Source organism: Antarctobacter sp. (assembly GCF_048262615.1).
In the GTDB taxonomy this organism is placed as follows: Bacteria; Pseudomonadota; Alphaproteobacteria; order Rhodobacterales; family Rhodobacteraceae; genus Antarctobacter.
Genome location: NZ_JBLXFB010000002.1, coordinates 26,858 through 53,750 on the forward strand (window position 1 = coordinate 26,858; position 26,893 = coordinate 53,750).

General features: G+C 63.7%; 19 protein-coding genes. 12 read left to right on the plus strand and 7 right to left on the minus strand.

The window, feature by feature from the left end:
• Positions 1-25 precede the first annotated feature (25 nt).
• The 9 genes from glgC (at position 26) to infB (ending at position 14,017) form a co-directional block, all read left to right on the plus strand.
• Positions 26-1,285 carry a glucose-1-phosphate adenylyltransferase gene (gene glgC, locus ACN0S5_RS02280; protein WP_417205565.1) on the plus strand — a complete coding sequence of 420 codons (1,260 nt, stop codon included), beginning with the start codon at positions 26-28 and terminating at the stop codon, positions 1,283-1,285.
• 1 nt (position 1,286) lies between these two features.
• Positions 1,287-2,723 carry a glycogen synthase GlgA gene (gene glgA, locus ACN0S5_RS02285; RefSeq protein ID WP_417205567.1) on the plus strand — a complete coding sequence of 479 codons (1,437 nt, stop codon included), beginning with the start codon at positions 1,287-1,289 and terminating at the stop codon, positions 2,721-2,723.
• Positions 2,720-4,825, plus strand: coding sequence for a glycogen debranching protein GlgX (gene glgX / locus ACN0S5_RS02290; protein ID WP_417205569.1), 2,106 nt, complete (start codon positions 2,720-2,722; stop codon positions 4,823-4,825). Before glgA ends, glgX begins: the two co-directional genes overlap by 4 nt.
• Entirely contained in the window at positions 4,822-6,807 is a 1,986-nt protein-coding gene (malQ, locus tag ACN0S5_RS02295) for a 4-alpha-glucanotransferase (protein WP_417205571.1), read from the plus strand. The genes glgX and malQ overlap by 4 nt, the downstream gene beginning before the upstream one ends.
• Positions 6,804-8,441: an alpha-D-glucose phosphate-specific phosphoglucomutase gene (locus ACN0S5_RS02300; protein WP_417205573.1), complete on the plus strand. Its 1,638-nt coding sequence runs from the start codon at positions 6,804-6,806 to the stop codon at positions 8,439-8,441. Before malQ ends, ACN0S5_RS02300 begins: the two co-directional genes overlap by 4 nt.
• Positions 8,442-8,659: 218 nt before the next feature.
• Positions 8,660-9,238 carry a ribosome maturation factor RimP gene (gene rimP, locus ACN0S5_RS02305; RefSeq protein WP_417205575.1) on the plus strand — a complete coding sequence of 193 codons (579 nt, stop codon included), beginning with the start codon at positions 8,660-8,662 and terminating at the stop codon, positions 9,236-9,238.
• Between the two features lie 5 nt (positions 9,239-9,243).
• Positions 9,244-10,875, plus strand: coding sequence for a transcription termination factor NusA (gene nusA, locus ACN0S5_RS02310; protein ID WP_417205577.1), 1,632 nt, complete (start codon positions 9,244-9,246; stop codon positions 10,873-10,875).
• 7 nt (positions 10,876-10,882) lie between these two features.
• Positions 10,883-11,515, plus strand: coding sequence for an RNA-binding protein (locus ACN0S5_RS02315; RefSeq protein WP_323767417.1), 633 nt, complete (start codon positions 10,883-10,885; stop codon positions 11,513-11,515).
• A gap of 9 nt (positions 11,516-11,524) precedes the next feature.
• Positions 11,525-14,017 carry a translation initiation factor IF-2 gene (gene infB / locus ACN0S5_RS02320; RefSeq protein ID WP_417205579.1) on the plus strand — a complete coding sequence of 831 codons (2,493 nt, stop codon included), beginning with the start codon at positions 11,525-11,527 and terminating at the stop codon, positions 14,015-14,017.
• Between the two features lie 248 nt (positions 14,018-14,265).
• Here the strand turns inward: infB and ACN0S5_RS02325 are convergent, their stop codons facing one another.
• The 4 genes from ACN0S5_RS02325 to ACN0S5_RS02340 all read right to left on the minus strand — a co-directional run bounded on the left by ACN0S5_RS02325 (position 14,266) and on the right by ACN0S5_RS02340 (position 17,112).
• Complete coding sequence (locus ACN0S5_RS02325) at positions 14,266-14,388, minus strand: hypothetical protein (RefSeq protein WP_417205581.1); 123 nt, start codon at positions 14,386-14,388, stop codon at positions 14,266-14,268.
• Between the two features lie 178 nt (positions 14,389-14,566).
• Positions 14,567-14,965, minus strand: a complete 399-nt coding sequence (gene mutT / locus ACN0S5_RS02330; RefSeq protein WP_417205583.1) for an 8-oxo-dGTP diphosphatase MutT — start codon at positions 14,963-14,965, stop codon at positions 14,567-14,569.
• A gap of 64 nt (positions 14,966-15,029) precedes the next feature.
• On the minus strand, positions 15,030-16,247 hold the full coding sequence (argJ, locus tag ACN0S5_RS02335) for a bifunctional glutamate N-acetyltransferase/amino-acid acetyltransferase ArgJ (RefSeq protein ID WP_417205585.1): 1,218 nt from the start codon (positions 16,245-16,247) through the stop codon (positions 15,030-15,032).
• Between the two features lie 4 nt (positions 16,248-16,251).
• A complete protein-coding gene (locus tag ACN0S5_RS02340) occupies positions 16,252-17,112 on the minus strand; it encodes a peptidylprolyl isomerase (RefSeq protein ID WP_417205587.1) in 861 nt (286 codons plus the stop codon).
• Between the two features lie 174 nt (positions 17,113-17,286).
• Here ACN0S5_RS02340 and secA point away from each other — a divergent pair, with 174 nt between their 5' ends.
• The 3 genes from secA to ACN0S5_RS02355 all read left to right on the plus strand — a co-directional run bounded on the left by secA (position 17,287) and on the right by ACN0S5_RS02355 (position 22,730).
• Entirely contained in the window at positions 17,287-20,001 is a 2,715-nt protein-coding gene (gene secA / locus ACN0S5_RS02345) for a preprotein translocase subunit SecA (protein WP_417205589.1), read from the plus strand.
• 171 nt (positions 20,002-20,172) lie between these two features.
• Positions 20,173-21,150 (plus strand): translocase, encoded by a 978-nt coding sequence (locus tag ACN0S5_RS02350; RefSeq protein ID WP_417205591.1) that lies wholly within the window; start codon positions 20,173-20,175, stop codon positions 21,148-21,150.
• 20 nt (positions 21,151-21,170) lie between these two features.
• A complete protein-coding gene (locus ACN0S5_RS02355) occupies positions 21,171-22,730 on the plus strand; it encodes a phosphate ABC transporter substrate-binding/OmpA family protein (protein WP_417205592.1) in 1,560 nt (519 codons plus the stop codon).
• Positions 22,731-22,735: 5 nt separating this feature from the next.
• On the opposite strand, the gene radC is transcribed toward ACN0S5_RS02355, so the two are convergent.
• The 3 genes from radC to dnaK form a co-directional block, all read right to left on the minus strand.
• On the minus strand, positions 22,736-23,500 hold the full coding sequence (gene radC, locus ACN0S5_RS02360) for a RadC family protein (protein ID WP_417205594.1): 765 nt from the start codon (positions 23,498-23,500) through the stop codon (positions 22,736-22,738).
• Between the two features lie 134 nt (positions 23,501-23,634).
• Positions 23,635-24,783 (minus strand): molecular chaperone DnaJ, encoded by a 1,149-nt coding sequence (gene dnaJ / locus ACN0S5_RS02365; protein WP_417205596.1) that lies wholly within the window; start codon positions 24,781-24,783, stop codon positions 23,635-23,637.
• 80 nt (positions 24,784-24,863) lie between these two features.
• A complete protein-coding gene (gene dnaK, locus ACN0S5_RS02370; RefSeq protein WP_417205598.1) occupies positions 24,864-26,786 on the minus strand; it encodes a molecular chaperone DnaK in 1,923 nt (640 codons plus the stop codon).
• Positions 26,787-26,893 lie beyond the last annotated feature (107 nt).

Here is a 26,893-nt window from a genome sequence, read left to right on the forward strand (position 1 = left end):
ACGACTGATCACGGGGGAGGATCACATGCAGAACGACAGGTTCACGCTGGCCCAGCAAACCATGGCCTATGTGCTTGCGGGCGGTCGCGGGTCGCGGCTGAAGGAGATGACCGATATCCGCGCCAAACCGGCGGTCTATTTCGGCGGCAAGACACGCATCATCGACTTTGCCCTTTCCAACGCGGTCAACTCGGGCATCCGGCGGATCGGCGTGGCGACCCAGTACAAGGCGCACAGCCTGATCCGTCACCTGCAACGCGGCTGGTCCTTTTTCCGGGCGGAACGGAACGAGGGGCTGGATATCCTGCCCGCCTCACAGCAACTGGACGAAGAGAACTGGTACAAGGGGACTGCCGACGCGGTCACCCAGAACATCTCGATCATTCGGGGATACGGTCCGAAATACATCCTGATTCTGGCAGGGGATCATATCTACAAACAAGATTACTCGTTCATGATCGAACAGCATGTCAGGTCGGGCGCAAAAGTGACCGTGGGCTGTATCGAGGTGCCGCGCGAAGAGGCCAAGGGCTTTGGCGTCATGGCGGTGGACGATACCGACAAGATCCTCGACTTTGTCGAAAAACCGGCAGAGCCGCCCACCATGCCGGGCGATCCGACCCGGTCGCTGGCGTCGATGGGCATCTATGTCTTCGAGACGGCGTTTCTGTGTGATCTGCTGGAAGCCGATGCCAAGAACCCGGATTCCAGCCATGATTTCGGCAAGGACATCATCCCCGGACTGGTGGCCACGGGGGACGCGGTGGCGCATCCCTTTGGCCGCTCCTGCGTCATGTCCGGGCTGGAAAAGAAACCCTACTGGCGCGATGTCGGTACGCTGGACGCCTATTGGCAGGCCAACATCGACCTGACCGATTTTGAGCCGGAACTGGACATCTACGCCACCAACTGGCCGATCTGGACCTATTCCGAACTGACCGCCCCCGCCAAGTTCATCCACAACGAAGAAGGCCGCCGCGGACAAGCGGTGTCGTCGATGGTGTCGGGTGGCTGCATCATTTCCGGTTCGTCGCTGGAACGCTGTCTGATGTTCACCGGGGTCAAGACACATTCCTATGCCCAACTTGAGGGCGTTGTCGCCCTGCCCTACGCCGAGGTCGGCCGCCACGCCAACATCAAGAACGCCATCATCGACCGTGGCGTGAAAATCCCCGAGGGGCTTATCGTGGGGGAGGACGCGGAACTGGACGCCAAGCGGTTCCGCCGCACCGAAAACGGCATCTGCCTGATCACCAACGAGATGATCCACAAGCTGGAGTTGTGACATGAAGGTGCTGATGGTCACCTCGGAGTGCGCGCCTTTCATCAAGACTGGCGGGCTGGCCGATGTTGCGGGCGCTCTGCCGGGCGCGCTGGCGGCGCTGGGGGTTGAGGTCAAGACCGTCCTGCCCGCCTACCCGGACCTGTTTCCGCTGCTGGCGCAAGGCAAAGAGGTGGCCAGCTTTGGCGATCTTCCGGGCGGTCCGGGGCGGCTGGTCGAGGTCACGGCAGAGGGCGTGACCCTGTTGTTGCTGGACGCGCCGCAACTGTTCGACCGACCGGGCGCGCCCTATACCGGGCCTGACGGCAAGGACTGGCTGGACAATCACGCCCGGTTTGCGGCCTTGTCGCAGGCCGCCGCCCGGATCAGCTTTGACGGGCTGTCGGGCTGGGTGCCGGACATTGTGCATGCGCACGACTGGCAGGCCGGCCTGACGCCTGTCTATCTCAAACAGGACGGGCGCAGGCCCCCCGCGTCGGTCATCACGATCCACAACATCGCCTTTCAGGGCCGCTTCGGGCCGCATGTCATGGGCGACCTGCAACTGAGCAGCGACTGGTTCCATCCCGACGGGCTGGAATACTACGGCGATGTCAGCTTTCTGAAAGCCGCGCTGGTCTATGCCGACCGCATCTCGACGGTCAGCCCGACCTATGCGCAAGAGATCCTCACACCGAAGTTTGGAATGGGGCTGGAAGGCGTGCTCAACAATCGCGCGGGCGATGTGTCGGGCATTCTGAACGGGATCGATCTGGACGTCTGGAACCCGATGACCGACCCGGCGCTGGCCGCGACCTACGGCCCGCAAACGCTGGACACCAAGGCCAAGAACCGCGCCGAGGTGGCCCGCCGCCTGACCCTTGACCCCGATCACGACGGCCCGCTGTTCTGCGTCGTCAGTCGGCTGACCCTGCAAAAAGGGCTGGATGCGCTGGCTGGGGTCTTGCCCCGGCTGGTCGAATCGGGCGGGCAACTGGCATTGCTGGGGTCGGGCGATCCGATACTGGAGCAGGCGTTCCAGCAGGCCGCCAAGCGGTTTCCCGGCAAGGTCGGTGTGCACATCGGCTATGACGAAGCGTTTTCTCACCTGATTCAGGCCGGGTCAGACGCCATCCTGATTCCGTCGCGGTTTGAACCCTGCGGGCTGACCCAGCTTTACGGTCTGCGCTACGGTACCCTGCCGGTGGTTGCGCGGACGGGCGGTTTGGCCGATACGGTTGTGGATGCCAACCACGCGGCGCTCTCTGCCGGGGTGGCCACGGGGTTCGTGTTCGACGACGTGTCAGTCGCCGGGATCGACACGGTTTTGGGACGGGTCTTTGATGCCTACGGGGACCGCGCGCTGTGGCGCAAGATGCAGGTGTCCGCGATGCGCCAACAGGTGGGCTGGGAAGAGTCCGCCCGTCAATATGTCCAGATGTACGAGACGCTGATTGCATGACCTCGAAGGCCCCCGGTCCTCATGAAATCCTGTCAGGACGGCCAACCCCTCTGGGCGCGGTCTTTGACGGCGAAGGTACAAATTTCGCGCTCTTTTCCGATCATGCGCATCAGGTCGACCTCTGCCTGTTTTCCAATGACGGGGCCGAGGAAATCCAGCGCCTGACGCTGCCTGAACGCAGCGGAGAGGTCTGGCACGGATATGTGCCCGGCCTGCGTCCCGGCACCCTTTACGGCTACCGGGTGCATGGCCCCTTCGCGCCCGAACGTGGCCACCGGTTCAACCCCAACAAGCTGTTGCTTGATCCCTATGCGCGCATTCTGCACGGCAAATTCACCACCCATCCCGCTACCTTCGGGTATTCGGTCGGCACCAGCGAGGCCGACCTGTCGCTCAGCACCGCCGACAGCGCGCCGCATGTCCCCAAGGCCGTGGTCTGGGACCCCGCCGATTTTCCTCCAGACGCCAAGGGATTGCAGCGCGGTTGGGACGGCACCCTGATCTATGAGGCCCATGTCAAGGGCAGTACGATCCGCCACCCCGACGTGCCCAATGACCTCCGCGGCACTTACGAAGGGCTGGCCTCGCAGCCGATGCTGGACCATCTGGCACGACTGGGTGTCACCTCGGTGGAACTGTTGCCGGTTCAGGCGATCCGCTCGGAGAATGCGCTGACCGCACGCGGGCTGGTGAACCATTGGGGCTACAACACCGCCGGTTTCTTTGCGCCCGAGCCGCGCTACCTTGGCCCCGCCGGTGTGGCCGGGTTCCGCGCCATGGTCGAACGGTTTCACGCCGCCGGCATCGAGGTGATCCTGGACGTGGTCTACAACCATTCGGCAGAGGGCGACCACCTTGGCCCGACCTTTTGCTTTCGCGGGCTCGACAATGCCTCTTACTACCGGCTGGTCGAAGGTCAGCCGCGTTTCTATGTGAATGACACCGGCACCGGCAACACGTTGAACGTACAGCATCCTTTTGTGCTGCGGATGATTCTGGACAGCCTGCGGTTCTGGGTCGAATGTATGGGTGTCGACGGTTTCCGCTTTGATCTTGCCACCACGATCGGACGCGAAAAACACGGCTTTGACCGGCATGGCGGGTTCATGGATGCGCTGCGACAGGACCCGGTCCTGAGTCAGGTCAAGCTGATCGCCGAACCTTGGGATCTTGGCCCCGGCGGCTATCGCCTTGGGCAGTTTCCGCCGGAATTCGCCGAATGGAACGACCGCTTTCGCGACACGCTGCGCCGGTTCTGGCGCGGAGACGGCCATGCGGCGCAGGATCTTGGGTCGGCCCTGCTGGGCACCGCCGACCTGTTCGACACCCGTGGGCGGCGGGCGTGGTCCTCTGTCAACTTTGCCGCCGCGCATGACGGTTTCACGCTGGCCGATGTCACCTCTTACGCGCTGCGCCACAACGAGGCCAACGGCGAGGGCAACCGCGACGGCCATCACGCCAACCATTCCGACAACCTCGGCACCGAGGGAGAGACGGACGACCCCGATATCCTCGCCGCCCGCCAACAGCGTCGGCGCAACATGCTGGCCACCGTTCTGCTGTCGCAGGGAACGCCGATGATCCTGGCCGGGGACGAAGGCGGCAACAGCCAGAGCGGCAACAACAATGCCTATTGTCAGGACAATGAGATCAGCTGGCTGGACTGGGACACGATGGACGCGGAGCTGATCGGCTTTACGGCGGCCCTGTCGCGGTTTCGCAAGGCACATGGCGCGCTGCGCCAGTCGCGGTTCCTGCACGGGGTCGAACGCAAGGACGGCAAGCCCGATGTCGAGTGGCGCGCCTTTGACGGCAGCGCGCTGAACTGGCGCGACCCCGGCCTGTCCAGCCTGTGCCTGCTGCTGCGCGGTTGTGCCGAAAGCCCGGCAGGCTGCGCCGATGCCGAAGAAGTCTTGCTGGCCTTCAACCGCGAGGGCACGGCGCAGTCGCTTGAACTGCCCACGCCAGAGGCGGGCACATGGCGGCGCGAGATCGACACCTCGACAGCAGAGCAGACCCCGACAGAGATCACCGAGGCGACCGTGACGGTCGCTGCGTTCAGTGTCGCGGGCTTTGTCCGCTTTCCGGAGAGCACGCCATGACCGCCGCCGATGACGATCTGCGCCAATTGGCACAGGCCTACGGAGTTCACTTGGGATTTCACGACCTGCAAGGGGTGGAACATGGCGCGTCGCCGGAAACGCTGCGGGCGTTGCTGGGGGGTATGGGGGTCGACGCAACGACCCCCGCCGCCGTGACAGAGGCGCTGGCCAAAACCCGCGCGCATCGGGATGAGGCGCATCTGCCCGCAGAAATCATCGCAACGGCCGGCACGCGCGTGACCCTGCCGGTCACCGCGCCCTGTGACTGGCTGGTGCTGGATGAAACCGGGGCCGAGGTGATGGCCGGGCGCGCCGACCAAACCATCGACATGGAGCCGCTGCCGGTCGGGTATTTCACATTGCACGCCGCCACACCGGAGCGCCGGACCGAATCGCTGGTCCTGTCCGCCCCGCACCATGCGCCGACCGTGCCGGATGTGACAGGACGCGCCAAAGGTTGGGGCGTTTGCGGGACGCTGTACGGCTTGCGGTCCGGACACAACGGCGGCTTGGGCAGCTATGCCGATCTGCCCGCCGCCCTGCGTGCGCTGGCCAAAAGCGGGGCGCAGTTCTTTGGCCTGAACCCGATCCATGCGCTTGGCTGGGCGGCTGATGAGATGATCAGCCCCTATTCACCGACGCACCGGGGCTTTTTCAGCACCGACCACATCGCACCCCGCGCCGGGCTGGGCCCGACGCCCAAGGGCGATCTTGTCGATTACCCGACCTTTCGGCGCAGACAGCGCAGCGCGCTGCGGGCCGAATATGCCGGGTTCGACGCCGCGCCCGCGCCGGACCGCAAGGCCTTTCAGGTGTACCGCGCCCAAGGTGGCCCGGTGCTGGATACCTTTGCGCAATATGAGGCGCTTAGTGCCCTCCACGGCGAAGATTTCCGCAAGTGGCCCAAAGCGTTGCAAAGACCCGGCGCCGAAGCGGCGCGGGCCGCGTCCGGCGACGTGGGCTTTCACCAGTGGCTGCAATGGCGGGCCGAAACTCAGATCGACGCCGCGCAGGCTGCGGCCTTGGGGGCCGGAATGGGTTTTGGCCTTTACCTTGATCTTGCCGTGGGCGCGCGCCCCGGCGGGGCCGAGGTCTGGATGCACCGCGATACCATCGCCCAAGGCGTCACCATTGGTGCGCCGCCCGATCACCTGAACCCCGAAGGCCAGTCGTGGAACCTTGCCGCGCACGCGCCGGCACGGTTGCGGGCCGCGCAATACCGCCCCCTGCGCGCCATGCTGCGCAAGCTGATGGCCAAGGCGGGTCTCCTGCGGGTGGATCACGCCCTTGGCCTGCTGCGCAGCTTTTGGATTCCCGACGACGGCAGCCCCGGCGGCTATGTCTCACAGCCCTTCGACAGCCTGCTGGCCGTCATCGCGATCGAGGCGGCGCAGGCGCGCTGTGTCGTGGTCGGTGAGGATCTGGGCCTTGTGCCCGACGGCTTCCGCGAAAAGCTGAACGGCGCGGGGCTGCTCAGCTACGCGGTCTGGCAATATGAGACACCCGGCGACGGGCAACTGTGCCCGCCGCGCGATCTGCGGCCCTTTGCGTTGGCCTGTTTCGGCACCCATGACACACCCACGCTCAAGGGGTTCTGGTACGGGCAGGACATCGCGTGGTGGCAGCGCATGGGCTGGCTGTCGGGTGGAGAAACCCGCGCCCGGCACGACCTGCGCGCGCGCCAGCGTCAGGGGCTGCGCGCCCTGTGCTCCCTGCCGCCCTTGGCCACGCCCGAGACCATCGCCGAAGCCGTGCAGGCGCAGCTTTGCACCGCGCCGTCCGCATTGGTGGCGCTGCAACTGGACGACCTGCTGGGCGGGCTGGAGGCGCAGAACCTGCCCGGAACAATCGACCAGCACCCCAACTGGCGCCGCCGTCTTCCCGTGACTGTCGAACGCCTGTCAGAGGCGTTGCCCCAGGACCGCATCCGCGCTTTCATGCCCGCAGACCGCAGTGCCGATCAGAAAGGACCGACCAAATGACGCCCATCACGCGCCCCCTGACGCCCTTCGAAGGGCAAAAGCCCGGCACCTCTGGTCTGCGCAAAAAGACCCGTGTTTTCATGCAGGAAGGTTATCTTGAGGCCTTTGTGCAGTCGACGTTCAACGCCATTGGCGGGGTCGCCGGAAAGACCTTTGTGGTCGGCGGCGACGGACGGTTTTTCAACGCCGAGGCAATCCAGACCATTCTGCGCATGGCGGCGGCTCAGGGGGCTGCGCGCTGTATCGTTGGCCAGAACGGGCTGCTGTCCACGCCTGCCGCCTCGAATCTGATCCGCCAGCGCAAGGCGGATGGCGGATTGATCCTGTCGGCCAGCCACAATCCCGGCGGGATCGACGCGGATTTCGGGCTGAAATACAACATCTCGAACGGCGGTCCTGCCCCTGAGAGCGTGACGGCGGCGATGTTCGAACAGACCCAGTCGGTGTCGGACTACACCACGCTGGACAGCGCCGATCTGGACCTGTCGGCTCTGGGTGAGGTGGCCTTGGGCGGCATGACGGTCGAGATCGTCGACCCGGTGGCGGACTATGCCGCGCTCATGCGGGAACTATTTGATTTCAAGGCGATTTCCGATCTGATCGCAGGCGGCTTTACCCTGCGGTTCGACGCCATGCACGCGGTCACCGGCCCCTATGCCAAGGCGATCCTCGAAGGGATGCTGGGCGCGCCCGAAGGGACGGTGATGAACGGCACGCCGTCGGTGGATTTCGGCAAGGGACACCCGGACCCGAACCCGATCTGGGCGAAACCGCTGGTCGATCTGGTGATGTCAGAGGATGGACCGGACTTTGCCGCCGCCTCGGACGGGGACGGCGACCGCAACATGATTCTGGGCAAAGGCGTCTACGTGACCCCCTCTGACAGCCTTGCGGTGCTGGCGGCAAACGCGCATCTGGCCCCCGGCTACAAACGCGGACTGGCGGGCGTGGCGCGGTCGATGCCGACCAGCCGCGCAGCGGACCGGGTGGCGGAAAAGCTGGGCATCGCCAGCTTTGAGACGCCGACGGGATGGAAGTTCTTTGGCAACCTTCTGGATGCGGGCAAAGCGACGCTGTGCGGGGAGGAAAGCGCCGGCACAGGCAGCGACCACGTGCGCGAGAAAGACGGGCTTTGGGCGGTGATCCTGTGGCTTAACATATTGGCGGAACGCAAGATTTCCGTGAAGGCGATCCTGAAGGACCATTGGCAGACCTACGGCCGCGACTATTATTCCCGGCATGATTACGAGGCCGTCGATACCGCCGCCGCAGAGGCGATGATGGCGGATATGAACGCCCGTCTGGGCGATCTGCCCGGAACAGAGGTGGGCAATCCGCCCAAGACCATCGCCGCCGCCGATCAGTTTTCCTACACCGATCCGGTGGATGGATCGGTCAGCAACAATCAGGGTCTGCGGCTGCTGTTTGCCGATGACAGCCGCGCGGTGATGCGCCTGTCCGGCACCGGCACAGAGGGTGCAACGGTCCGGGTTTATCTGGAACGCTATGAACCCGCGGACGGCGATCTGGAGGGCGAGACTCAGGCCGCGCTGGTCGATCTGGCCAAGGCCGTGAACGCGCTGACAGGTCTGTCGGAACGCACCGGGCGGGACGCGCCGGATGTGATGACCTGACAGGCCGAAATCGCCATGCACACCGCATGCACAGACCATGCACAAACCATGCATACGGTTTGCGCATGGACGTGGTGTCGCGAATCCGCTTGCGTCCGGTCCCATGCTCGCCTATACGCCCTTCAACAGCGGCGCGTCAGGGTCTGACCCTGGCGCCCATCGTGCTTTCGACAACGGGCCGCTGGCCCGTTTTTTTGTGCCCGAAAGGCAAGAGACCAATGAACGAGCTGATCGCCAAGACCGGCATGGATCGCCGACTGGCCGAGATCGTCCAACCGGTGATCGAGGACATGGGATTCGAGCTGGTGCGCATCCGCCTGATGGGCGGACAGACGCCCACGTTGCAGATCATGGCCGAACGTCCCGAGGGCGGGATCGAGGTTGATGAGTGCGGCGAGATTTCGACCGCTGTCAGTGCGGTGATGGATGTCGAGGACCCGATCCTTGACGCCTACACGCTGGAGGTGTCCAGCCCCGGCATCGACCGTCCGCTGACCCGCCTGAAGGATTTCGACACCTACGAAGGCTATGAGGCCAAGCTGGAAACCACCGAGATGATCGACGGGCGCAAACGCTTTCGCGGCGTGCTGGCCGGGGTCGAGGGCAACGAGGTGCTGGTCAATCTGGACGAAGGCACCGTGGGACTGGAATTCGACTGGCTCACCGACGCCAAACTGGTCCTGACCGATGAGCTGATCCGTGAGATGCTGAAGGCGCGCAAAAACGCGGCCGCGCTGGACGAACAGAAATTCGATGAAATCGAGACCGAGGCCGATGTGTCTCGCGAGGAGGACTAAGACCCATGGCAATCACCTCTGCAAACCAGCTCGAACTCCTACAAACCGCCGAGGCGGTGGCGCGCGAGAAGATGATCGACCCCGGTCTGGTCGTCGAAGCGATGGAAGAGAGCCTCGCCCGCGCGGCAAAGTCCCGCTACGGCGCGGAGATGGACATCCGTGTCAGCATCGACCGCCGCACGGGCAAGGCGACCTTTACCCGCGTGCGCACCGTCGTCGAGGAAGAAGAGCTTGAGAACTATCAGGCCGAACTGACCGTCGAGCAGGCCAAGCAGTACATGGCCGACCCGCAGATCGGTGACGTCTATTCCGAAGAGGTGCCGCCGGTGGAACTGGGCCGAATCGCGGCGCAGTCGGCCAAGCAGGTGATTCTGCAAAAGGTCCGCGAAGCGGAGCGGGATCGCCAGTTCGAGGAATTTCAGGACCGCGCCGGCACCATCATCAACGGTGTCGTCAAGCGTGAGGAATACGGCAACGTCATCGTCGACGTGGGCCGTGGCGAGGCGATTCTGCGCCGCAACGAAAAGATCGGTCGCGAATCGTATCGCCCCGGCGACCGCATCCGCTGCTACATCAAGGACGTGCGCCGCGAGGCCCGTGGCCCGCAGATCTTCCTGTCGCGCACCGACCCGCAGTTCATGGCCGAACTGTTCAAGATGGAAGTGCCGGAAATCTATGACGGCATCATCGAGATCAAGGCCGTTGCCCGCGACCCCGGTTCGCGCGCCAAGATCGGCGTTGTGTCCTATGACAGCGGCATCGACCCGGTTGGCGCCTGCGTCGGTATGCGCGGCAGCCGTGTGCAGGCCGTGGTGAACGAGTTGCAGGGCGAAAAGATCGACATCATCCCGTGGAACGAGGACATGCCGACCTTCCTTGTGAACGCGCTGCAACCGGCCGAGGTGTCCAAGGTTGTTCTGGACGAAGACGCCGAGCGGATCGAGGTTGTGGTCCCCGATGAGCAGCTTTCGCTGGCCATCGGCCGTCGCGGTCAGAACGTGCGTCTGGCGTCGCAGCTGACCGGGCTGGACATCGACATCATGACCGAAGAGGAAGAATCGAAGCGCCGTCAGGCCGAGTTCGAACTGCGCACCAAGCTGTTCATGGACGCGCTGGACGTCGACGAATTCTTTGCGCAACTGCTGGTTTCCGAAGGCTTTACCAACCTCGAAGAGGTGGCCTATGTCGAGTTGGACGAACTGCTGGTGATCGATGGTGTCGACGAAGGCACCGCCGAAGAATTGCAGACCCGTGCCCGCGAGAACCTTGAAGAACTGGCGCGCAAGGCGCTGGAACGCGCCCGCGAACTGGGTGTGGACGACAGCCTTGTGAACTTTGAGGGTCTGACGCCGCAGATGCTGGAGGCGTTGGCCGAGGACGGCATCAAGACGCTTGAGGATTTCGCCACCTGCGCGGACTGGGAACTGGCGGGCGGCTGGACCACCGAGGGCGGCAAGCGCGTCAAGGACGACGGCCTGCTGGAGAAATTCGAGGTCGACCTCGAAGAGGCGCAGACCATGGTGATGACCGCGCGCGTCCTGCTGGGCTGGGTCGATCCGACCGAGCTGGAGGCCGAAGAGGCCGATGCGGAGACGGACGCAGACCTGACCGACGACGAAGACGCGCAGGAGGCGTGACACCAGCATGACGCGGGGCGGACAGGCCAAGGATCATTCGGACGGACCGGAACGAAAGTGCATCGTTTCGGGCGAAGTTCAGCCCAAGGATGGGCTGATCCGCTTTGTGCTGGGTCCTGACGGTCGCATGGTGCCGGATCTGGCTGGTAAATTGCCGGGACGCGGCCTATATGTAGCCGCCAACCGCGCGGCTATAGAAAAGGCCGTTGCGAAGGGGCTGTTCAGCCGGGCCATGAAACAGCCCGTGAAAGCCCCGGATGGGTTGGCCGATCTGATCGAGCAAATGCTGGTGAAACGGGTTGTGGACCTGATCTCGCTGGCGCGGAAATCGGGCGAGGCCGTCTCGGGCTATGAGAAGGTCAAGTCCTGGCTGCAATCCGAAGAGGCCCGGGTCCTGATCCAGGCGGAAGACGGATCTGGCCGCGGAAAGTCGAAACTGTCGACGCCATACGGTGGCAACTATATTGGCTGGCTGACGGCAGATGAACTGGGCATGGCCTTTGGCCGACAAACTGTGATACACGCCGCGCTTGGCTCTGGCGGTCTTGTGCCGCGTATTGTAGAGGAAGCCCAACGCTTGAAGGGTGTACGCGTCGTGTCAGACGCGGATCGCGGTGGCAGGGGCCACCGGAAAGGATGAAGAAACTTCATGAGCGATAACGACGGTAAAAAGACATTGGGTGTGCGTGGCGGGGCCCGTTCGGGCAGCGTGAAGCAGAGCTTCAGCCACGGGCGCACAAAGAACGTCGTGGTGGAGACCAAGCGCAAGCGGGTGGTCGTGCCCAAACCCGGCGCCGGTGGCGCTGCGGGCGGCGGTAAGGGCGGTCCGGTTGGCGGGTCGGGCGGCAAACGCCCGGCGGGCATCTCTGATGCCGAGATGGAGCGTCGCCTGAAGGCGCTGCAAGCGGCCAAGGCGCGCGAATCCGAAGAAGCCGCCAAGCGCGAAGCGCAGGAAAAGGAACGCGCCGAAGAGCGCGAGCGGATGCGCGCCGAAAAGGAACTCAAAGAGCGCGAACAGCGCGAGGCCGAAGAGCGCGCCAAAGCCAAGGCCGAAGCCGAGGAACGCGCCAAGCGTGAGGCCGAGGACGCCGCCAAGGCGGCCGCCGTGGCCGCCGCAGCGCCCGCGCCCAAGGCGGATGAGTCCGCCCGTGCCAAACCCTCGAAGGGGGAGGCCCCGCGCCGCGCCCCGGAACGTGACGACCAGAACCGCAACCGCGGTCGCGGTCGCGACGACGGTGGCCGCCGCTCTGGCAAGCTGACGCTGAATCAGGCGCTGACCGGCGGCGAAGGCGGTCGGCAAAAGTCGATGGCGGCCATGAAGCGCAAGCAGGAACGCGCCCGGCAAAAGGCCATGGGCGGCGTTCAGCAGCGTGAAAAGGTTGTCCGCGAGGTCAAACTGCCCGAGGCGATCACGGTGGCCGAACTGGCCAACCGGATGGCCGAACGGGTGGGGGACGTTGTGAAATCCCTGATGAACGCAGGGATCATGGCGACGCAGAACCAGTCGATTGATGCGGATACAGCGGAACTGGTGATCGAGGAATTCGGCCACCGCGTGACCCGCGTGTCGGATGCCGACGTCGAGGACGTGATCAAAGAGGTCGAGGACAAACCCGAAGATCTCGTTGGCCGTCCGCCGGTCATCACGATCATGGGTCACGTCGACCACGGCAAAACCTCGCTGCTGGACGCGATCCGCAACGCCAAAGTGACTGCGGGTGAGGCCGGTGGCATCACCCAGCATATCGGTGCCTATCAGGTGACAACCGACAACGGCGCGGTGCTGTCCTTCCTCGATACGCCGGGCCACGCGGCCTTTACCTCGATGCGCTCTCGTGGTGCGCAGGTGACGGACATCGTGGTGCTGGTGGTTGCGGCGGATGACGCCGTGATGCCGCAGACCATCGAGGCAATCAACCACGCCAAGGCCGCCAAGGTGCCGATGATCGTGGCGATCAACAAGGTGGACAAGCCCAGTGCGAACCCCACCAAGGTCCGCACGGACCTGTTGCAACACGAGGTCATCGTCGAGGAACTCTCGGGCGACGTGCAGGATGTCGAGGTTTCCGCCGTCACCGGTCAGGGCCTTGATGAACTGCTGGAGGCCATCGCGCTTCAGGCCGAGATCCTTGAACTGAAAGCCAACCCCGACCGCGCCGCCGAAGGTGCCGTGATCGAGGCGCAGCTGGACGTGGGTCGCGGCCCTGTGGCCACGGTTCTGGTGCAGAACGGCACGCTGAAGCAGGGGGACATCTTTGTTGTCGGTGAGCAGTTCGGCAAGGTCCGCGCGCTGATCAACGACAAGGGCGACCGTGTCAAAGAGGCCGGTCCGTCGGTTCCGGTCGAGGTTCTTGGCCTCAACGGCACCCCCGAGGCGGGCGACGTACTGAATGTCGTCGCAACCGAGGCGCAGGCGCGTGAGATCGCGGAATACCGTGCGAATCTGGCCAAGGAAAAGCGGGCGGCGGCAGGTGCTGCAACCACGCTGGACCAGTTGATGCAAAAGGCCAAGGAAGACGAGAACGTCTCCGAGCTGCCGATTGTCGTCAAGGCCGACGTGCAAGGCTCCGCCGAGGCCATCGTTCAGGCGATGGAAAAGATCGGCAACGACGAGGTCCGCGTGCGGGTGATCCACTACGGTGTGGGCGCCATCACCGAAACCGACGTCGGTCTGGCCGAAGCCTCGGGTTGCCCGGTGATCGGCTTCAACGTGCGGGCCAATGCCCCGGCACGGAACAGCGCCAACCAGAAAGGCGTGGAGATCCGCTACTATTCGGTGATCTACGATCTTGTGGACGATGTGAAAGCGGCGGCTTCGGGCCTGCTGTCGAACGAAATCCGCGAGAACTTTATCGGTTACGCCAAGATCAAGGAAGTCTTCAAGGTGTCGAACGTCGGCAAGGTTGCTGGCTGTCTTGTCACCGAGGGCATCGCCCGCCGGTCCGCCGGTGTGCGCCTGCTGCGCGACGACGTGGTGATCCACGAAGGCACGCTGAAGACGCTCAAACGCTTCAAGGACGAGGTTGCCGAGGTGCAGTCCGGTCAGGAATGCGGCATGGCCTTCGAGAACTACGATGATATCCGTCCCGACGACGTCATCGAGATCTTTGAGCGGCAGGAGATCGAGCGCTCGCTCTCCTGATCCCTCGCGAAAGACGGAACAGGAAAAAGGCCGGTGCGCTGCACCGGCCTTTTTTCGTGGCGAGATCCGGGACCACCGGCGACGTTGGCGACCCGGTCACGTCAGGCCCGGTCACGTCAGTCCTTATCACGTCAGTCCTTATCACGTCAGACCGGCGTCATGCCTGCCCTGAAACCGGCGGGCCGGGGCCATTGGTGAGCCCGGCGCGGGGCATGCAGGCCATGGCCCGATCCGTTCGCACGTGGCGGTCAGGCCGGTTTTCCGACAAACACGGTATTGCCGACACGGACCGAAATGCGCCCGTCCGGAAAGGTTTTTTCCACCAGTCCCTGAACGGAAACACAACTGCCGATCACAATCGTCTTGAGCATTTTCAACCCCCGAATGTCTCATTTCCGCAAAGCTTAGTGCCCCGATGGAAACAATTCCACAGCTCCCGACCTCAAAAATGACGGAATTCCGGTCACTTTTCGGGCAATCTCGCTGTAATTTTGGGCGATTGACCGCTTGGCCGCAGTTTTACCGGACATCGCGGCGCAGGACTGTTGCCTAAAGCCAGTCTCGCAGAATCGGAATCAACGGAATATCGGCGGGCGGCATCGGATAACTGCGCAAGTCCTGCGCCCGCACCCATTTGAGCGCCTGCCCCTCTTTCGACTGCACAATGCCACCCCATTTGCGGCAGGCAAACAGCGGCATCAGCAGGTGGAAATCGTTATAGGTGTGTGACGCAAAACTCAGCGGCGCCAGACAACTGGACCAGGTCTCGATCCCCAGTTCCTCGTGCACTTCGCGGATCAGCGCCGCCTCCGGGGTTTCCCCCGGTTCGACCTTGCCGCCGGGAAACTCCCAGAGGCCCGCCATGCTCTTGCCCTCGGGGCGTTGCGCCAGAAGGACCCGGCCATCCGGGTCGATGAGCGCCACGGCGGAAACGAGGATGATCTTCATGGATGTGCTCCCGGCGGGCGAGAGACGATTTTTCGACGAAAAATCGCCCCCGCCTTGGCCCCTGTCAGGACCGGTAGTCGGCGTTGATCTGGATGTAGCCGTGAGTCAGGTCGCAGGTCCAGACGGTGGCCTGCCCCTGCCCCAACCCGATATCGACGAGGATTTCGATTTCGGGGCGTTTGAAATAGGCGGCCCCGTCCTCTTCACGATAGCTTTCCGCGACCCAGCCTTTTTCCGCCACCAAAAGCTCGCCAAAGCTGATCGACAGCGTGTCGCGGTCAGCGGCGGCACCGGATTTGCCCACCGCCATGACGATGCGGCCCCAGTTGGGGTCTTCACCGGCCAACGCGGTCTTGACCAGCGGTGAATTGGCGATCGACAGCGCGTGGGTGCGGGCATCGTCTTCGGAGGCCGCGCCGGTGACGTGGACGGTGACAAATTTCGTCGCCCCCTCGCCGTCGCGCACCACCTGATGCGCAAGGTCCAGCATGACGCCATACAGCGCCTGAGTGAATTCAGCGTTCCAAGCCACGTCGACGCCGGAGGCCCCGGTGGCCGCCATCAGCAGCGTGTCCGAGGTCGAGGTGTCGCTGTCCACGGTGATGTTGTTGAAAGTCTTGGCGTTGAGTTCCGACACCAGCGCCTGAAGATCGGCGCGCGCAATCTTGGCGTCGGTGAAGATGTAGACCAGCATCGTCGCCATGTCGGGCGCGATCATGCCGGACCCCTTGGCGATTCCGGCGATCTTGACCGGCTTGCCGTCCACCTCAATCTGCGCCGTCGCAGCCTTGGGGAAGGTGTCGGTGGTCATGATCGCGCGGGCCGCATCCGGCAGTGTCGCGGCGTCCAGCTTGCCGGTCAGTTCCGCAAGCTTGGCGGTGATGCGGTCATGCGGCAGGCGTTCGCCGATCACCCCGGTCGAGGAGGTGAACACGCGGGTCGCAGGCAGGCCGGTCTGTTCGGCGACCGCCTCGCAGATGGCCGCGACAGAGCCCTCACCGGCGCGGCCGGTGAAGGCATTGGAATTGCCAGAGTTGACGATGATGGCCGCCCCGGCACTGCTGTCAGTCCCGATTTTGGCCTGACAATCCAGCACGTTGGCGGACCGCGTGGCGGAGCGGGTAAAGACCCCGGCCACCACGCTGCCCGGATCGAGCAGCGCCAGCATCACATCCGGGCGGCCCTTGTAGCGGACACCGGCCTCGGCGATGGCAAACCGTGCGCCCCCGATGACCGGGAGCGCGGGAAATTCGGCGGGGGCAAGCGGTGACCGGGGGGGCATCTGGTCAGTCCGCCAACAGGCCGAGGTTGTTGAGGATCGAGGTGTCGATCTCCTTGTAGTCGAGGCGCGTCACATCGCCACCCTCGACCAGATCCTTGATGTAGGCCTGCACGGCCTCCTGCTTGATCTGCTGTTCAAGCTGCGCGCGGACCTCTTCGAGCGGCGGCGCATCGACGGCGCGGGTCTCATTCAGCTTGATGACGTGCCAGCCAAAGCGGGTCTGCACCGGCGCGGACAGGTCGCCCGGCTCCATGGTGACAACCGCCTCTTCGAAGGCCGCGACCATGCGGCCCTTGCCGAACCAGCCCAGCAAACCGCCGTTGGGGCCGGTCGGGCCGGTGGAATTGGCGCGGGCGAGTTCGGCGAAATCGGCGCCGCCTTCCAGTTCCGCGACCAGTTCCTTGGCCTTTTCCTCGGTCTCGACCAGAATGTGCGAGGCGTTGTATTCCACGCCCTGCACGGCATCGACATAACCGGTCTTGTAGGCCTCGGCGATGGCCTCCTCACTGACGGCTCCGTCGGCGATGGTCTGCATCGCCTCTGCGGCCATCAGTTCCCGCTTTTCGTTGTCCAGCGCCAGAGCGACCCGGTAGGTTTCCTCGGCCTTGTCGGACTGCGACAGCGCCTCGTACTGGATCAAGCGTTCCAGCAGGCCCTCCCACAGTTCCGTGGTCGGCGCGCCCTTGAACCGTTCCGGCAGCGAGGCGCGGGCCATCAGCATATGGCCAAAGGTGATGTCCGTGCCGTTGACCGTGGCGACCACGGTATCGACGGTGATTTCGGCGGGCGTATCCTGGGCCTGCACCGGAAATGCGACGCACAGCGCAACGGCTGCGGCGGAGAGTTTCATGAGGGTTTTCGACATCGGTAGTTCCTCTTGATCGGTGCCGCGTCCCTGGGCGGCGTTGACACTGTTCGGCCGTCCCCTTACATGCCCGAAAGGCTCTGCGAGGCCGGTCTTTTCGTTCCGTCATATGGCTCATGTGCGAGGCGGGCAAGCAGATGCCGCACTTGACGCTGGAAACAGGTACATCAGACCATGCTCGGAAAAATCGCGCGTAAGGTATTCGGCTCCCCGAATGACCGTAAGATCAAAGCGGTCCGCCCGCTGGTGGAAAAGATCAACGCGCTGGAGCCGGAGTTCGCAGCCCTGGACGACGCCGGGCTGATCGCCAAGACACAGGAATTCAGAGAGCGGATCGAAAAGGGCGAGCGGCTGGACGATCTCCTGCCGGAGGCCTTTGCCAACTGCCGTGAGGGTGCCCGGCGCGCCTTGGGCCTGCGCGCCTTTGACGTGCAGCTTATGGGCGGGATCTTTCTGCATCAGGGCAATATCGCCGAGATGAAGACCGGCGAGGGCAAGACGCTGGTGGCGACCTTCCCGGCCTATCTCAACGCGCTGACCGGCAAGGGCGTGCATATCGTCACGGTGAACGACTACCTCGCCAAGCGCGACGCCGAGTGGATGAGCAACGTCTATGGCGCGCTTGGCCTGACGACCGGCGTGATCTATCCGCGCCAGCCCGACGATGAAAAGCAGCAGGCCTATGCCTGCGACATCACCTATGCCACCAACAACGAGCTGGGCTTTGACTATCTGCGCGACAACATGAAGTCCGAGTTGAACCAGATATTCCAGCGCAACCATTTCTTTGCCGTCGTCGACGAGGTCGATTCGATCCTGATCGACGAGGCGCGGACGCCGCTGATCATTTCCGGCCCGTCGCAGGACCGGTCGGAACTGTATGTCGCCGTCGACAAGCTGATCCCGGCGCTGACCGAAGAGCACTATACCGTCGACGAAAAGACGCGGAACGTCACCTTTACCGACGAGGGCAACGAGTTTCTGGAAGAGCAGCTGCGCGGACGCGGCCTGCTGGAAGAGGGGCAGAGCCTGTACGATCCGGAAAGCACCACCATCGTGCACCACGTCAATCAGGCGATCCGGGCGCACAAGCTGTTCATCAAGGACAAGGATTACATCGTCCGCGACAGCGAAGTGATGCTGATCGACGAGTTCACCGGCCGGATGATGGCGGGCCGCCGCTTGTCGGACGGTCTGCATCAGGCGATCGAGGCCAAGGAAGGCTGTGACATCCAGCCCGAGAATGTGACGCTGGCCAGCGTGACCTTCCAGAACTATTTCCGCCTGTATGACCGGCTGTCGGGCATGACCGGCACCGCCGCCACCGAGGCCGAGGAATTCGGCGAGATCTACGGTCTGGGTGTGGTCGAAGTGCCGACCAACGTGCCGATTTCGCGGATCGACGAGGACGACGCCGTCTATCGCACCGGCACCGAGAAATACGCCGCCATCGTCGAGGAAATCCGCAAGGCGCACGACAAGGGCCAGCCGGTTCTGGTCGGCACCACCTCTATCGAAAAATCCGAGATGCTGAGCCAGTTGCTCACGCAGGCCGGTCTGAAACACAACGTCCTGAACGCGCGCCAGCACGAGCAGGAGGCGCAGATCATCGCCGACGCGGGCAAGCTGGGCGCGGTGACCATCGCCACCAACATGGCCGGTCGCGGCACCGACATCAAACTGGGCGGCAACGTCGAGTTCAAGGTGATGGAGGCCATCACCGCCAATCCCGACCGCCATCCCGATGAAATCCGGTCCGAGATCGAAGAACAGCACAAGAGCGACGAACAGGCGGTCAAGGACGCGGGCGGCCTGTTTGTTCTGGCCACCGAACGGCACGAAAGCCGCCGCATCGACAACCAGTTGCGCGGCCGCTCCGGCCGTCAGGGCGACCCCGGCCGGTCGTCATTCTTCCTCAGCCTCGAAGACGACCTGATGCGCATTTTCGGCTCTGAGCGGCTGGAAAAGGTGCTGTCGGGTCTGGGCATGAAAGAGGGCGAAGCCATTGTTCACCCCTGGGTGAACAAGTCGCTTGAACGCGCGCAGGCCAAGGTCGAGGGCCGCAATTTTGACATCCGCAAACAGTTGTTGAAATTCGACGACGTGATGAACGACCAGCGCAAGGTGATCTTCAGCCAGCGCCGCGAGATCATGGAGTCCGCCGACGTCAGCGAGATCACCACGGACATGCGCCATGAGGTGATCGACGATCTGGTCGACATCTATGCGCCGCCCAAGGCCTATGCCGACCAGTGGGACATGCCGGGGCTCTATGCCGCCGCCATGGAAAAGCTGGATCTCGACCTGCCGATCATCGGCTGGGCCGATGAGGATGGCGTGGATCAGGAAGTGCTGCGCGAACGGCTTGCCGAGGCCAGCGACAAGCTGATGGCCGAAAAGACCGAGGCTTTTGGCCCCAAGACCATGCGCCAGATCGAAAAGCAGGTGCTGTTGCAGGCCATCGACGGCAAGTGGCGCGACCACCTGCTGACGCTGGAACACCTGCGGTCGGTTGTGGGCTTTCGCGGCTACGCCCAGCGTGATCCGCTGAACGAATACAAGAACGAATCCTTCCAACTGTTCGAGAACATGCTCGACAGCCTGCGTGAGACGGTCACCGAACAGCTCAGCAGGGTGCGCCCGATGTCCGAAGAGGAACAAAAGGCGATGGTCGAGGAAATGCGCCGTCAGCAGGAAGAGATGCAGCGCAACCTGCAACAGGCCGCCGCCGCCGCCGCCCCGGCGGGTGAGGCGGTTGCGCCAGAGGGTGCCGCCGCCGAAGAGTTCGACGAAAACAACCCGGAAACCTGGGGCGATCCCGGTCGCAATGACGCCTGCCCCTGCGGATCGGGCAAGAAGTTCAAGCATTGCCACGGTCGGCTGACCTGACCAGAGCGCGGTGCAAGACGGGCTGAACAGCGCGGCGCGGGCCAAAGGCCCTGCGTCGCGTTTTGCGTATCCCCGCCGCGGATTGGCCCAAATGACTCCCCGGATGCGCCCCACGCGCGCCATGTTTCCTGTGCAGTTTACGACCCAAGCTTTTCGCAACAGGAGTCCGTCATGGCCCGGCTAACCAGCTACATTCTCGGAAGCGCGACGCTGGTCTGCGCGCTTGGGACCGGCTACGTCATGCAATACGGGTTTGGCCTGCCGCAATCGAACGCACGACCGGCGGCGGACGTTCAACTGGAATTGTCGTCGATCACGCCGACCTCCTCGGCCCTTGTGGTTCCGCTGCTGCCGGCGGAACAGCCGATGGCAGAGCCGCTGCCCGACACCCCGGTCGAGGTCAAGGCCGCCTTTGAAACCGATGTGCCAGAGACGCAACTGCCCGAATCCCCCGAGGAAACCGGCTTTGCCTGCGACATCACCATGACCGCAGAGCCGATTGCGGGTGCTCTGGTCGATCTGGCGCTGTCCGCCCCCTGCCATGCCAGCGAGCGGGTGACGCTGCACCATCAGGGCATGATGTTCAGCGACGTGATGCAACCCGACGGCACGCTGTCGGTCGACATTCCGGCGCTTGCCGAACAGGCGATCTTTATCGCCTCCTTCGCGGGCGGCGACGGCGCGATGGCGACAACAGAGGTCAGTTCGCTGCTGTTTTACGACCGTGTGGCGGTCCAGTGGAAAGGCGAGGCAGGGCTGCAACTGCACGCACGCGAATTTGCCGCCGAATATTTCAGCGAAGGCCATATCTGGGCCGCAAGCGCCGGCAACCTGACCGCCGCCGCAAAGGGCGAAGGCGGGTTCCTGACCCGTCTGGGCCAGATGGACGCACCCGAAGCCCTTGTCGTCGAAGTCTATTCCTTCCCCTCGGGGACGGCCCGGCGCAGCGGCGAAGTCCTGCTGTCGGTCGAGGCCGAAGTAACGGCCAAGAACTGCGGCGCGGCTGTCGAGGCGCAGACGCTGCAAATCCTCGGCGGCGGCCCGCTGCGCACCCACGATCTGACTCTGGATATGCCCTCCTGCGACGCGGTCGGTGACTTTCTTGTGTTGAAAAACCTCGTCGAAGACCTGACTATCGCCATAAGATAAAAGCGGGTGACGGGGATTTTATGTGGAATGGGCGTGCGGCGGTTTTCGCCGCACTTTTCTTTGCGGTGCAGGCCGGTTTCGCCTTTGCACAGGACGTCACGCTGAAATCACGTGACGGAACGATCTCGCTCAGCGGGACGCTTTTGGGATTTGACGGCGAATTCTACCGGATCGAGACGCGGTTCGGCGAATTGACCGTGGACGGGTCCGGGGTGTCCTGCACCGGCGTCGGCTGCCCCTCGCTGACAGGCTATGTGGCACGGGTGACAATCTCGGGCTCGGCCACGCTGGGCCGCGTCCTGATGCCCGCACTGATCGAGGGCTTTGCCCTGCGCAACGGGCTGGAGGCCATGCGCACCGCCGGTCCCGATGGCGACCCGGTCTATGCCCTGCGTGAGGCCGGTGGCGGGCCGCTGGTGGGCGAGTTCACCTTTCGTGTCACCAACACCGACACCGGCTTTGCCGATCTGGTCGCCGACGAGGCGGATATCGTCATGGCGCTGCGCGAAATCCGCGCCGACGAAGTGACCGCCGCCAAAAACGCCGGGTTAGGCGACCTGACCCAGCCCAACCGCTCGCGGGTTCTGGCGCTGGATGCCATGGTGCCCATCGTGTCCTCGCACAATCCTGTCGGGTCGCTGTCCATCGTCCAACTGGTCGACATCCTGTCCGGTCGGATCGACAACTGGACGGCGCTTGGCGGCCCGGATGCGCCCATCACCGTGCATCTGCGCGACGACGGATCGGGCATGGTGCAGGGGCTGCAGGACCGTCTGCTGCGCCCTGCCCGGCAGAGCCTTGTCGATGGCGCGGTGCGGCATGACAGCAACCCCGACCTCATTCGCGCGATGGCGCATGACCCTTTCGGGCTGGGCATGGCGAGCTATTCGGAGATCGGCAACACCAAACCGCTTGTGATGACCGGCCCCTGCGGGTTCCGGCTGCGCGCGGCCCGGCGCAGCATCAAGACCGAGGATTATCCGCTGACCGCGCCGATGTTCCTCTATGTCCCGGCGCGGCGTCTGCCTCGGCTGGCGCGCGAATTTCTGGCCTATACCCACAGCCCGCCCGCACAAATCGTGATCCGCCGTGCCGGGTTCGTCGATCAGTCCCCCGAAGAGATCGCCGTCGATCTTCAGGGCGACCGGCTGGCAAACGCGGTGGCCGTCGCCGAGGGGCCAGAAGGGTTGGCCGCCTTGCAGGGCATGGTCAAGGCGCTGGCCCCGCTGCGACGCCTGACAGTGACCTTTCGGTTCGAGGCGGGCTCTGCCCGGCTGGATGCACAGTCGCGGTCCAACGTTCTGGCGCTGGCGCGGGCGATGGAGGCGGGCCTTTATGATGGGCGGCGGCTGGTGTTTGTCGGGTTCTCCGACGGGGTTGGCCCTGCCTCGGCGAATCTCGATATCGCGGACCGGCGGGCCGAGGCCGTGCGCGAGGCGGTGCAGGCCGCCGCCGAGACCGCCGATCTGGACCGGATCGACATCGCTGTCGAGGCCTTTGGCGAGGCGTTGCCGATGGCCTGCGACGACAGCGCATGGGGACGGCAGGTGAACCGCCGGGTCGAGGTCTGGGTGCAGTAGCCGTCCTACAGCAGACCTTCGGAGCGGAAGCTCAGCTCTTGTGATTTGCCGATGACAAGGTGGTCATGCAGGGTGATCCCCAGCGCCTCCGCGGCCATCTGGATCTGCGCCGTCATGTCGATATCCGCCTGACTGGGTGTCGGATCCCCCGAGGGGTGATTGTGCACGAGGATAATTGCCGAGGCGTTCACCTCCAGCGCGCGTTTGACCACCTCACGCGGGTAGACCGGGACATGATCCACCGTGCCGCGCGCCTGCGCCTCATCGGCGATCAGCACGTTCTTGCGGTCCAGAAACAGGATGCGGAACTGTTCGGTGTCGCGGTGCGCCATGGTGGTCTGGCAATAGTCCAGCAGCGCGTCCCAACTGCTGAGCACATGCTTGCCCAGAATACGGCTTTGCGCCAGCCGGTGTGCGGCGGCCTCAATGATCTTGAGTTCGGTCAGAACCGCGTCTCCGACGCCTTTGACCTCACGCAGGCGGTGTTGCGGGGCAGAGAGCACGCCGTTGAAATCCCCGAAGGTTTCCAGCAGGTGACGCGCCAGCGGTTTGACGTCGCGCCGCGGGATGGCCCGGAACAGCACCAGTTCCAGCATTTCGTAATCCGGCAAGGCATCCGCCCCGCCGATCAGGAACCGTTCGCGCAGGCGCGCGCGGTGGTCGCGGATATAGGACGGCAGTTTTTCCGTGCCCGGCGCAGCAGGGCGCGCCGCCTCATCCAGATCGAAGAGGGCGGCTTGTGAGTCGGAAAAATGCGGGCCACGTGTCATGGTGACATCGTGGCCCGTCATGGTGAACAGCAGGTTAACGTGGGATCGGGCGGATGACCCGGCGCTTCGCCCGTAAATTGACCCAACCCTCCGCTGGAGGTTTCGCCCGCGCCAAGAGGCGCAGGGTCACCCGATCACCCCTTCATCGAGTCCCAGAAGCTTTTGACCGAGCGGAAGAAGCTCGAACTTTCCGGGTTGTTGTCCTCGGCCAGCGATTCGAACTCACGCAGGAGTTCCTTTTGCTTCGAGGTCAGGTTGACCGGCGTTTCGACCGCCAGTTCGATGAACATGTCGCCCGTCGCGCCGCCACGCAGCGCGGGCATGCCCTTGTTGCGCAGGCGCATCTGGCGGCCAGACTGGCTGCCCGAGGGGATCTTGACCCGGCTGCGGCCGCCGTCGATGGTCGGCACCTCAATGTCACCACCCAGCGCCGCAACGGTCATCGAGACCGGCACACGACAGTGCAGTTCCGCGCCGTCGCGTTCAAAGATCTTGTGCGGCTCGACCTCGATAAAGATATACAGATCGCCCGGAGGCCCGCCGCGCATCCCGGCCTCGCCCTCACCGGCAAGCCGGATGCGGGTGCCGGTCTCGACCCCTGCGGGGATGTTCACCGACAGCGCGCGTTCCTTCTGCACACGGCCTGCGCCGCTACAGACGTTACAGGGGTTCTTGATGATCTGACCGAGGCCCGAACAGGTCGGGCAGGTCCGTTCCACCGTAAAGAAACCCTGCGTCGCGCGCACCTTGCCCAGCCCGGAACAGGTCGGACAGGTTGTCGGTTCCGCCCCGCCTTCCGCGCCCGATCCGTGGCACTCGTCGCATTGAACAGAGGTCGGCACCTTGATGGTCTTTTGCAGACCGTTAAAGGCATCCTCCAGCGAAACGCGCAGGTTATACCGCAGGTCGGCCCCGCGCGACGCACGCTGGCGTCCGCCCTGCCGTCCGCCCATGAAATCGCCGAACAGATCGTCGAACACATCGGAAAAGGCGCTGGCGAAATCACCGTTGCCGCCCATGCCGCCGCCGCCATGGCGCGGGCCGCCGCCCATGCCGCCCTCAAAGGCCGCATGGCCAAACCGGTCATAGGCCGCCTTCTTTTCGGCGTCCTTCAGAACCTCATAGGCTTCGTTCACTTCCTTGAACTGCGCTTCGGCCTCTGGCTTGTCAGCGTTCCGGTCGGGGTGCAGTTCTTTGGCTTTCGCGCGATAGGCTTTCTTGAGCTCATCCGCCGAGGCGCCGCGCGAGAGGCCGAGCACTTCATAAAAGTCACGTTTGGACATGGCTGTCCTCCTCATTGCGGAACGTCAAAGGCCGGCCCGGTGTCCGGACCGGCCCCAGATTGGTTCCGAGGGCGCTGGCCTCAGGCCCGCTTGTTGTCGTCGAGATCCTCAAAGTCCGCGTCGACGATGTCATCGTCGCCCGCCGGACCCGACGATGCATCGGCCCCATGCGGTTCGTCGCTGCCTTCGTCGGCCTGCGCCTTGTAGATCGCCTCACCCAGCTTCATCGCGGCTTCGGTCACGTTCTGGATGCCACCCTTGAGCTTGTCAGCAGACACATCGTCCTTTTCAAGGTCGTCCCGCAGCGCGGCCAAGGCCAGTTCGATCGCCTCGACAGTCGACGGATCGACCTTTTCGCCGTGCTCTTCGATCGATTTTTCGGTCGAATGGATAAGGCTTTCGGCCTGGTTCTTGGCCTCGACAAGTTCCTTGCGGGCCTTGTCGCCTTCGGCGTTCTCTTCGGCTTCTTTGACCATGCGGTCGATGTCGTCGTCCGACAAACCGCCCGAGGCCTGGATCGTGATCTGCTGTTCCTTGCCGGTTGCCTTGTCCTTGGCGCCCACCGACACGATGCCGTTGGCGTCGATGTCAAAGGTCACTTCGATCTGCGGCATGCCGCGCGGCGAGGGCGGGATGTCCTCAAGGTTGAACTGGCCCAACATCTTGTTGTCGGCGGCCATCTCACGTTCGCCCTGGAAGACGCGGATCGTCACGGCCGACTGGTTGTCTTCGGCGGTCGAAAAGACCTGAGACTTCTTGGTCGGGATCGTGGTGTTGCGGTCGATCAGGCGGGTGAACACGCCACCCAGCGTTTCGATGCCCAGCGACAGCGGGGTCACGTCCAGCAGCACGACATCCTTGACGTCACCCTGAAGGACACCGGCCTGAATGGCGGCCCCCATGGCAACCACTTCGTCCGGGTTCACACCCTTGTGCGGCTCCTTGCCAAAGAATTTGGTCACTTCTTCCATGACTTTCGGCATCCGGGTCTGACCACCGACAAGGACAACCTCATCGATCTCATCCTTGGAGATACCGGCATCCTTCAGCGCGGCCTGACACGGCTTGATCGAGGCCTTGATCAGATCGCCGACAAGGCTTTCCAGCTTGGCACGGGTCAGTTTCATGACCATGTGCAGCGGCTGACCGTTTGCGCCCATCGAGATGAACGGCTGGTTGATTTCCGTCTGCGTGGCCGAGGACAGTTCGATCTTGGCCTTTTCAGCCGCCTCTTTCAGACGCTGAAGCGCCATTTTGTCCTTGGTCAGGTCGACCGAATGCTCTTTTTTGAACTCGGTCGCCAGATAGTTGACGATCCGCATGTCAAAGTCTTCGCCACCCAGAAAGGTGTCGCCGTTGGTCGATTTGACCTCAAACAGACCATCGTCGATTTCGAGGATGGTCACGTCGAAGGTGCCGCCGCCGAGGTCATAGACCGCGATGGTCTTGGCGTCTTTCTTGTCGAGACCGTAGGCCAGCGCAGCGGCGGTCGGCTCGTTGATGATACGCAGCACTTCAAGTCCGGCGATCTTGCCGGCGTCCTTGGTGGCCTGACGCTGGGCGTCGTTGAAGTAGGCCGGAACGGTGATGACCGCCTGCGTCACTTCCTCACCAAGATAGCTCTCGGCGGTTTCCTTCATCTTTTGCAGCGTGAAGGCAGAGACCTGCGAGGGCGAGTATTTCTCACCACGGATCTCGACCCATGCGTCACCGTTGCCGCCGTCGACGATCTTGTAAGGAACGATGTCCTTATCCTTGGTGACTTCGCCGTCGGTCACGCGGCGACCGATCAGTCGCTTGACCGCAAAGACGGTATTCTCGGGGTTGGTCACAGCCTGACGCTTGGCCGGCTGGCCGACCAGTCGCTCATCTTCGGTGAAGGCGACAATGGATGGGGTGGTGCGCGCACCTTCGGCGTTTTCGATCACGCGTGCCTGGCTGCCGTCCATGATGGCGACGCAGGAGTTCGTCGTGCCGAGGTCAATACCGATCACTTTTCCCATGTTTCGATCCCTTTCATTCTCAAGGCGATATCACGAGGCAACAGACCCGTTACGGCATCCAGCCCCGAAGGATTGTCGCCGGACGCTCCGCAAAGGGCGTGCCCGGC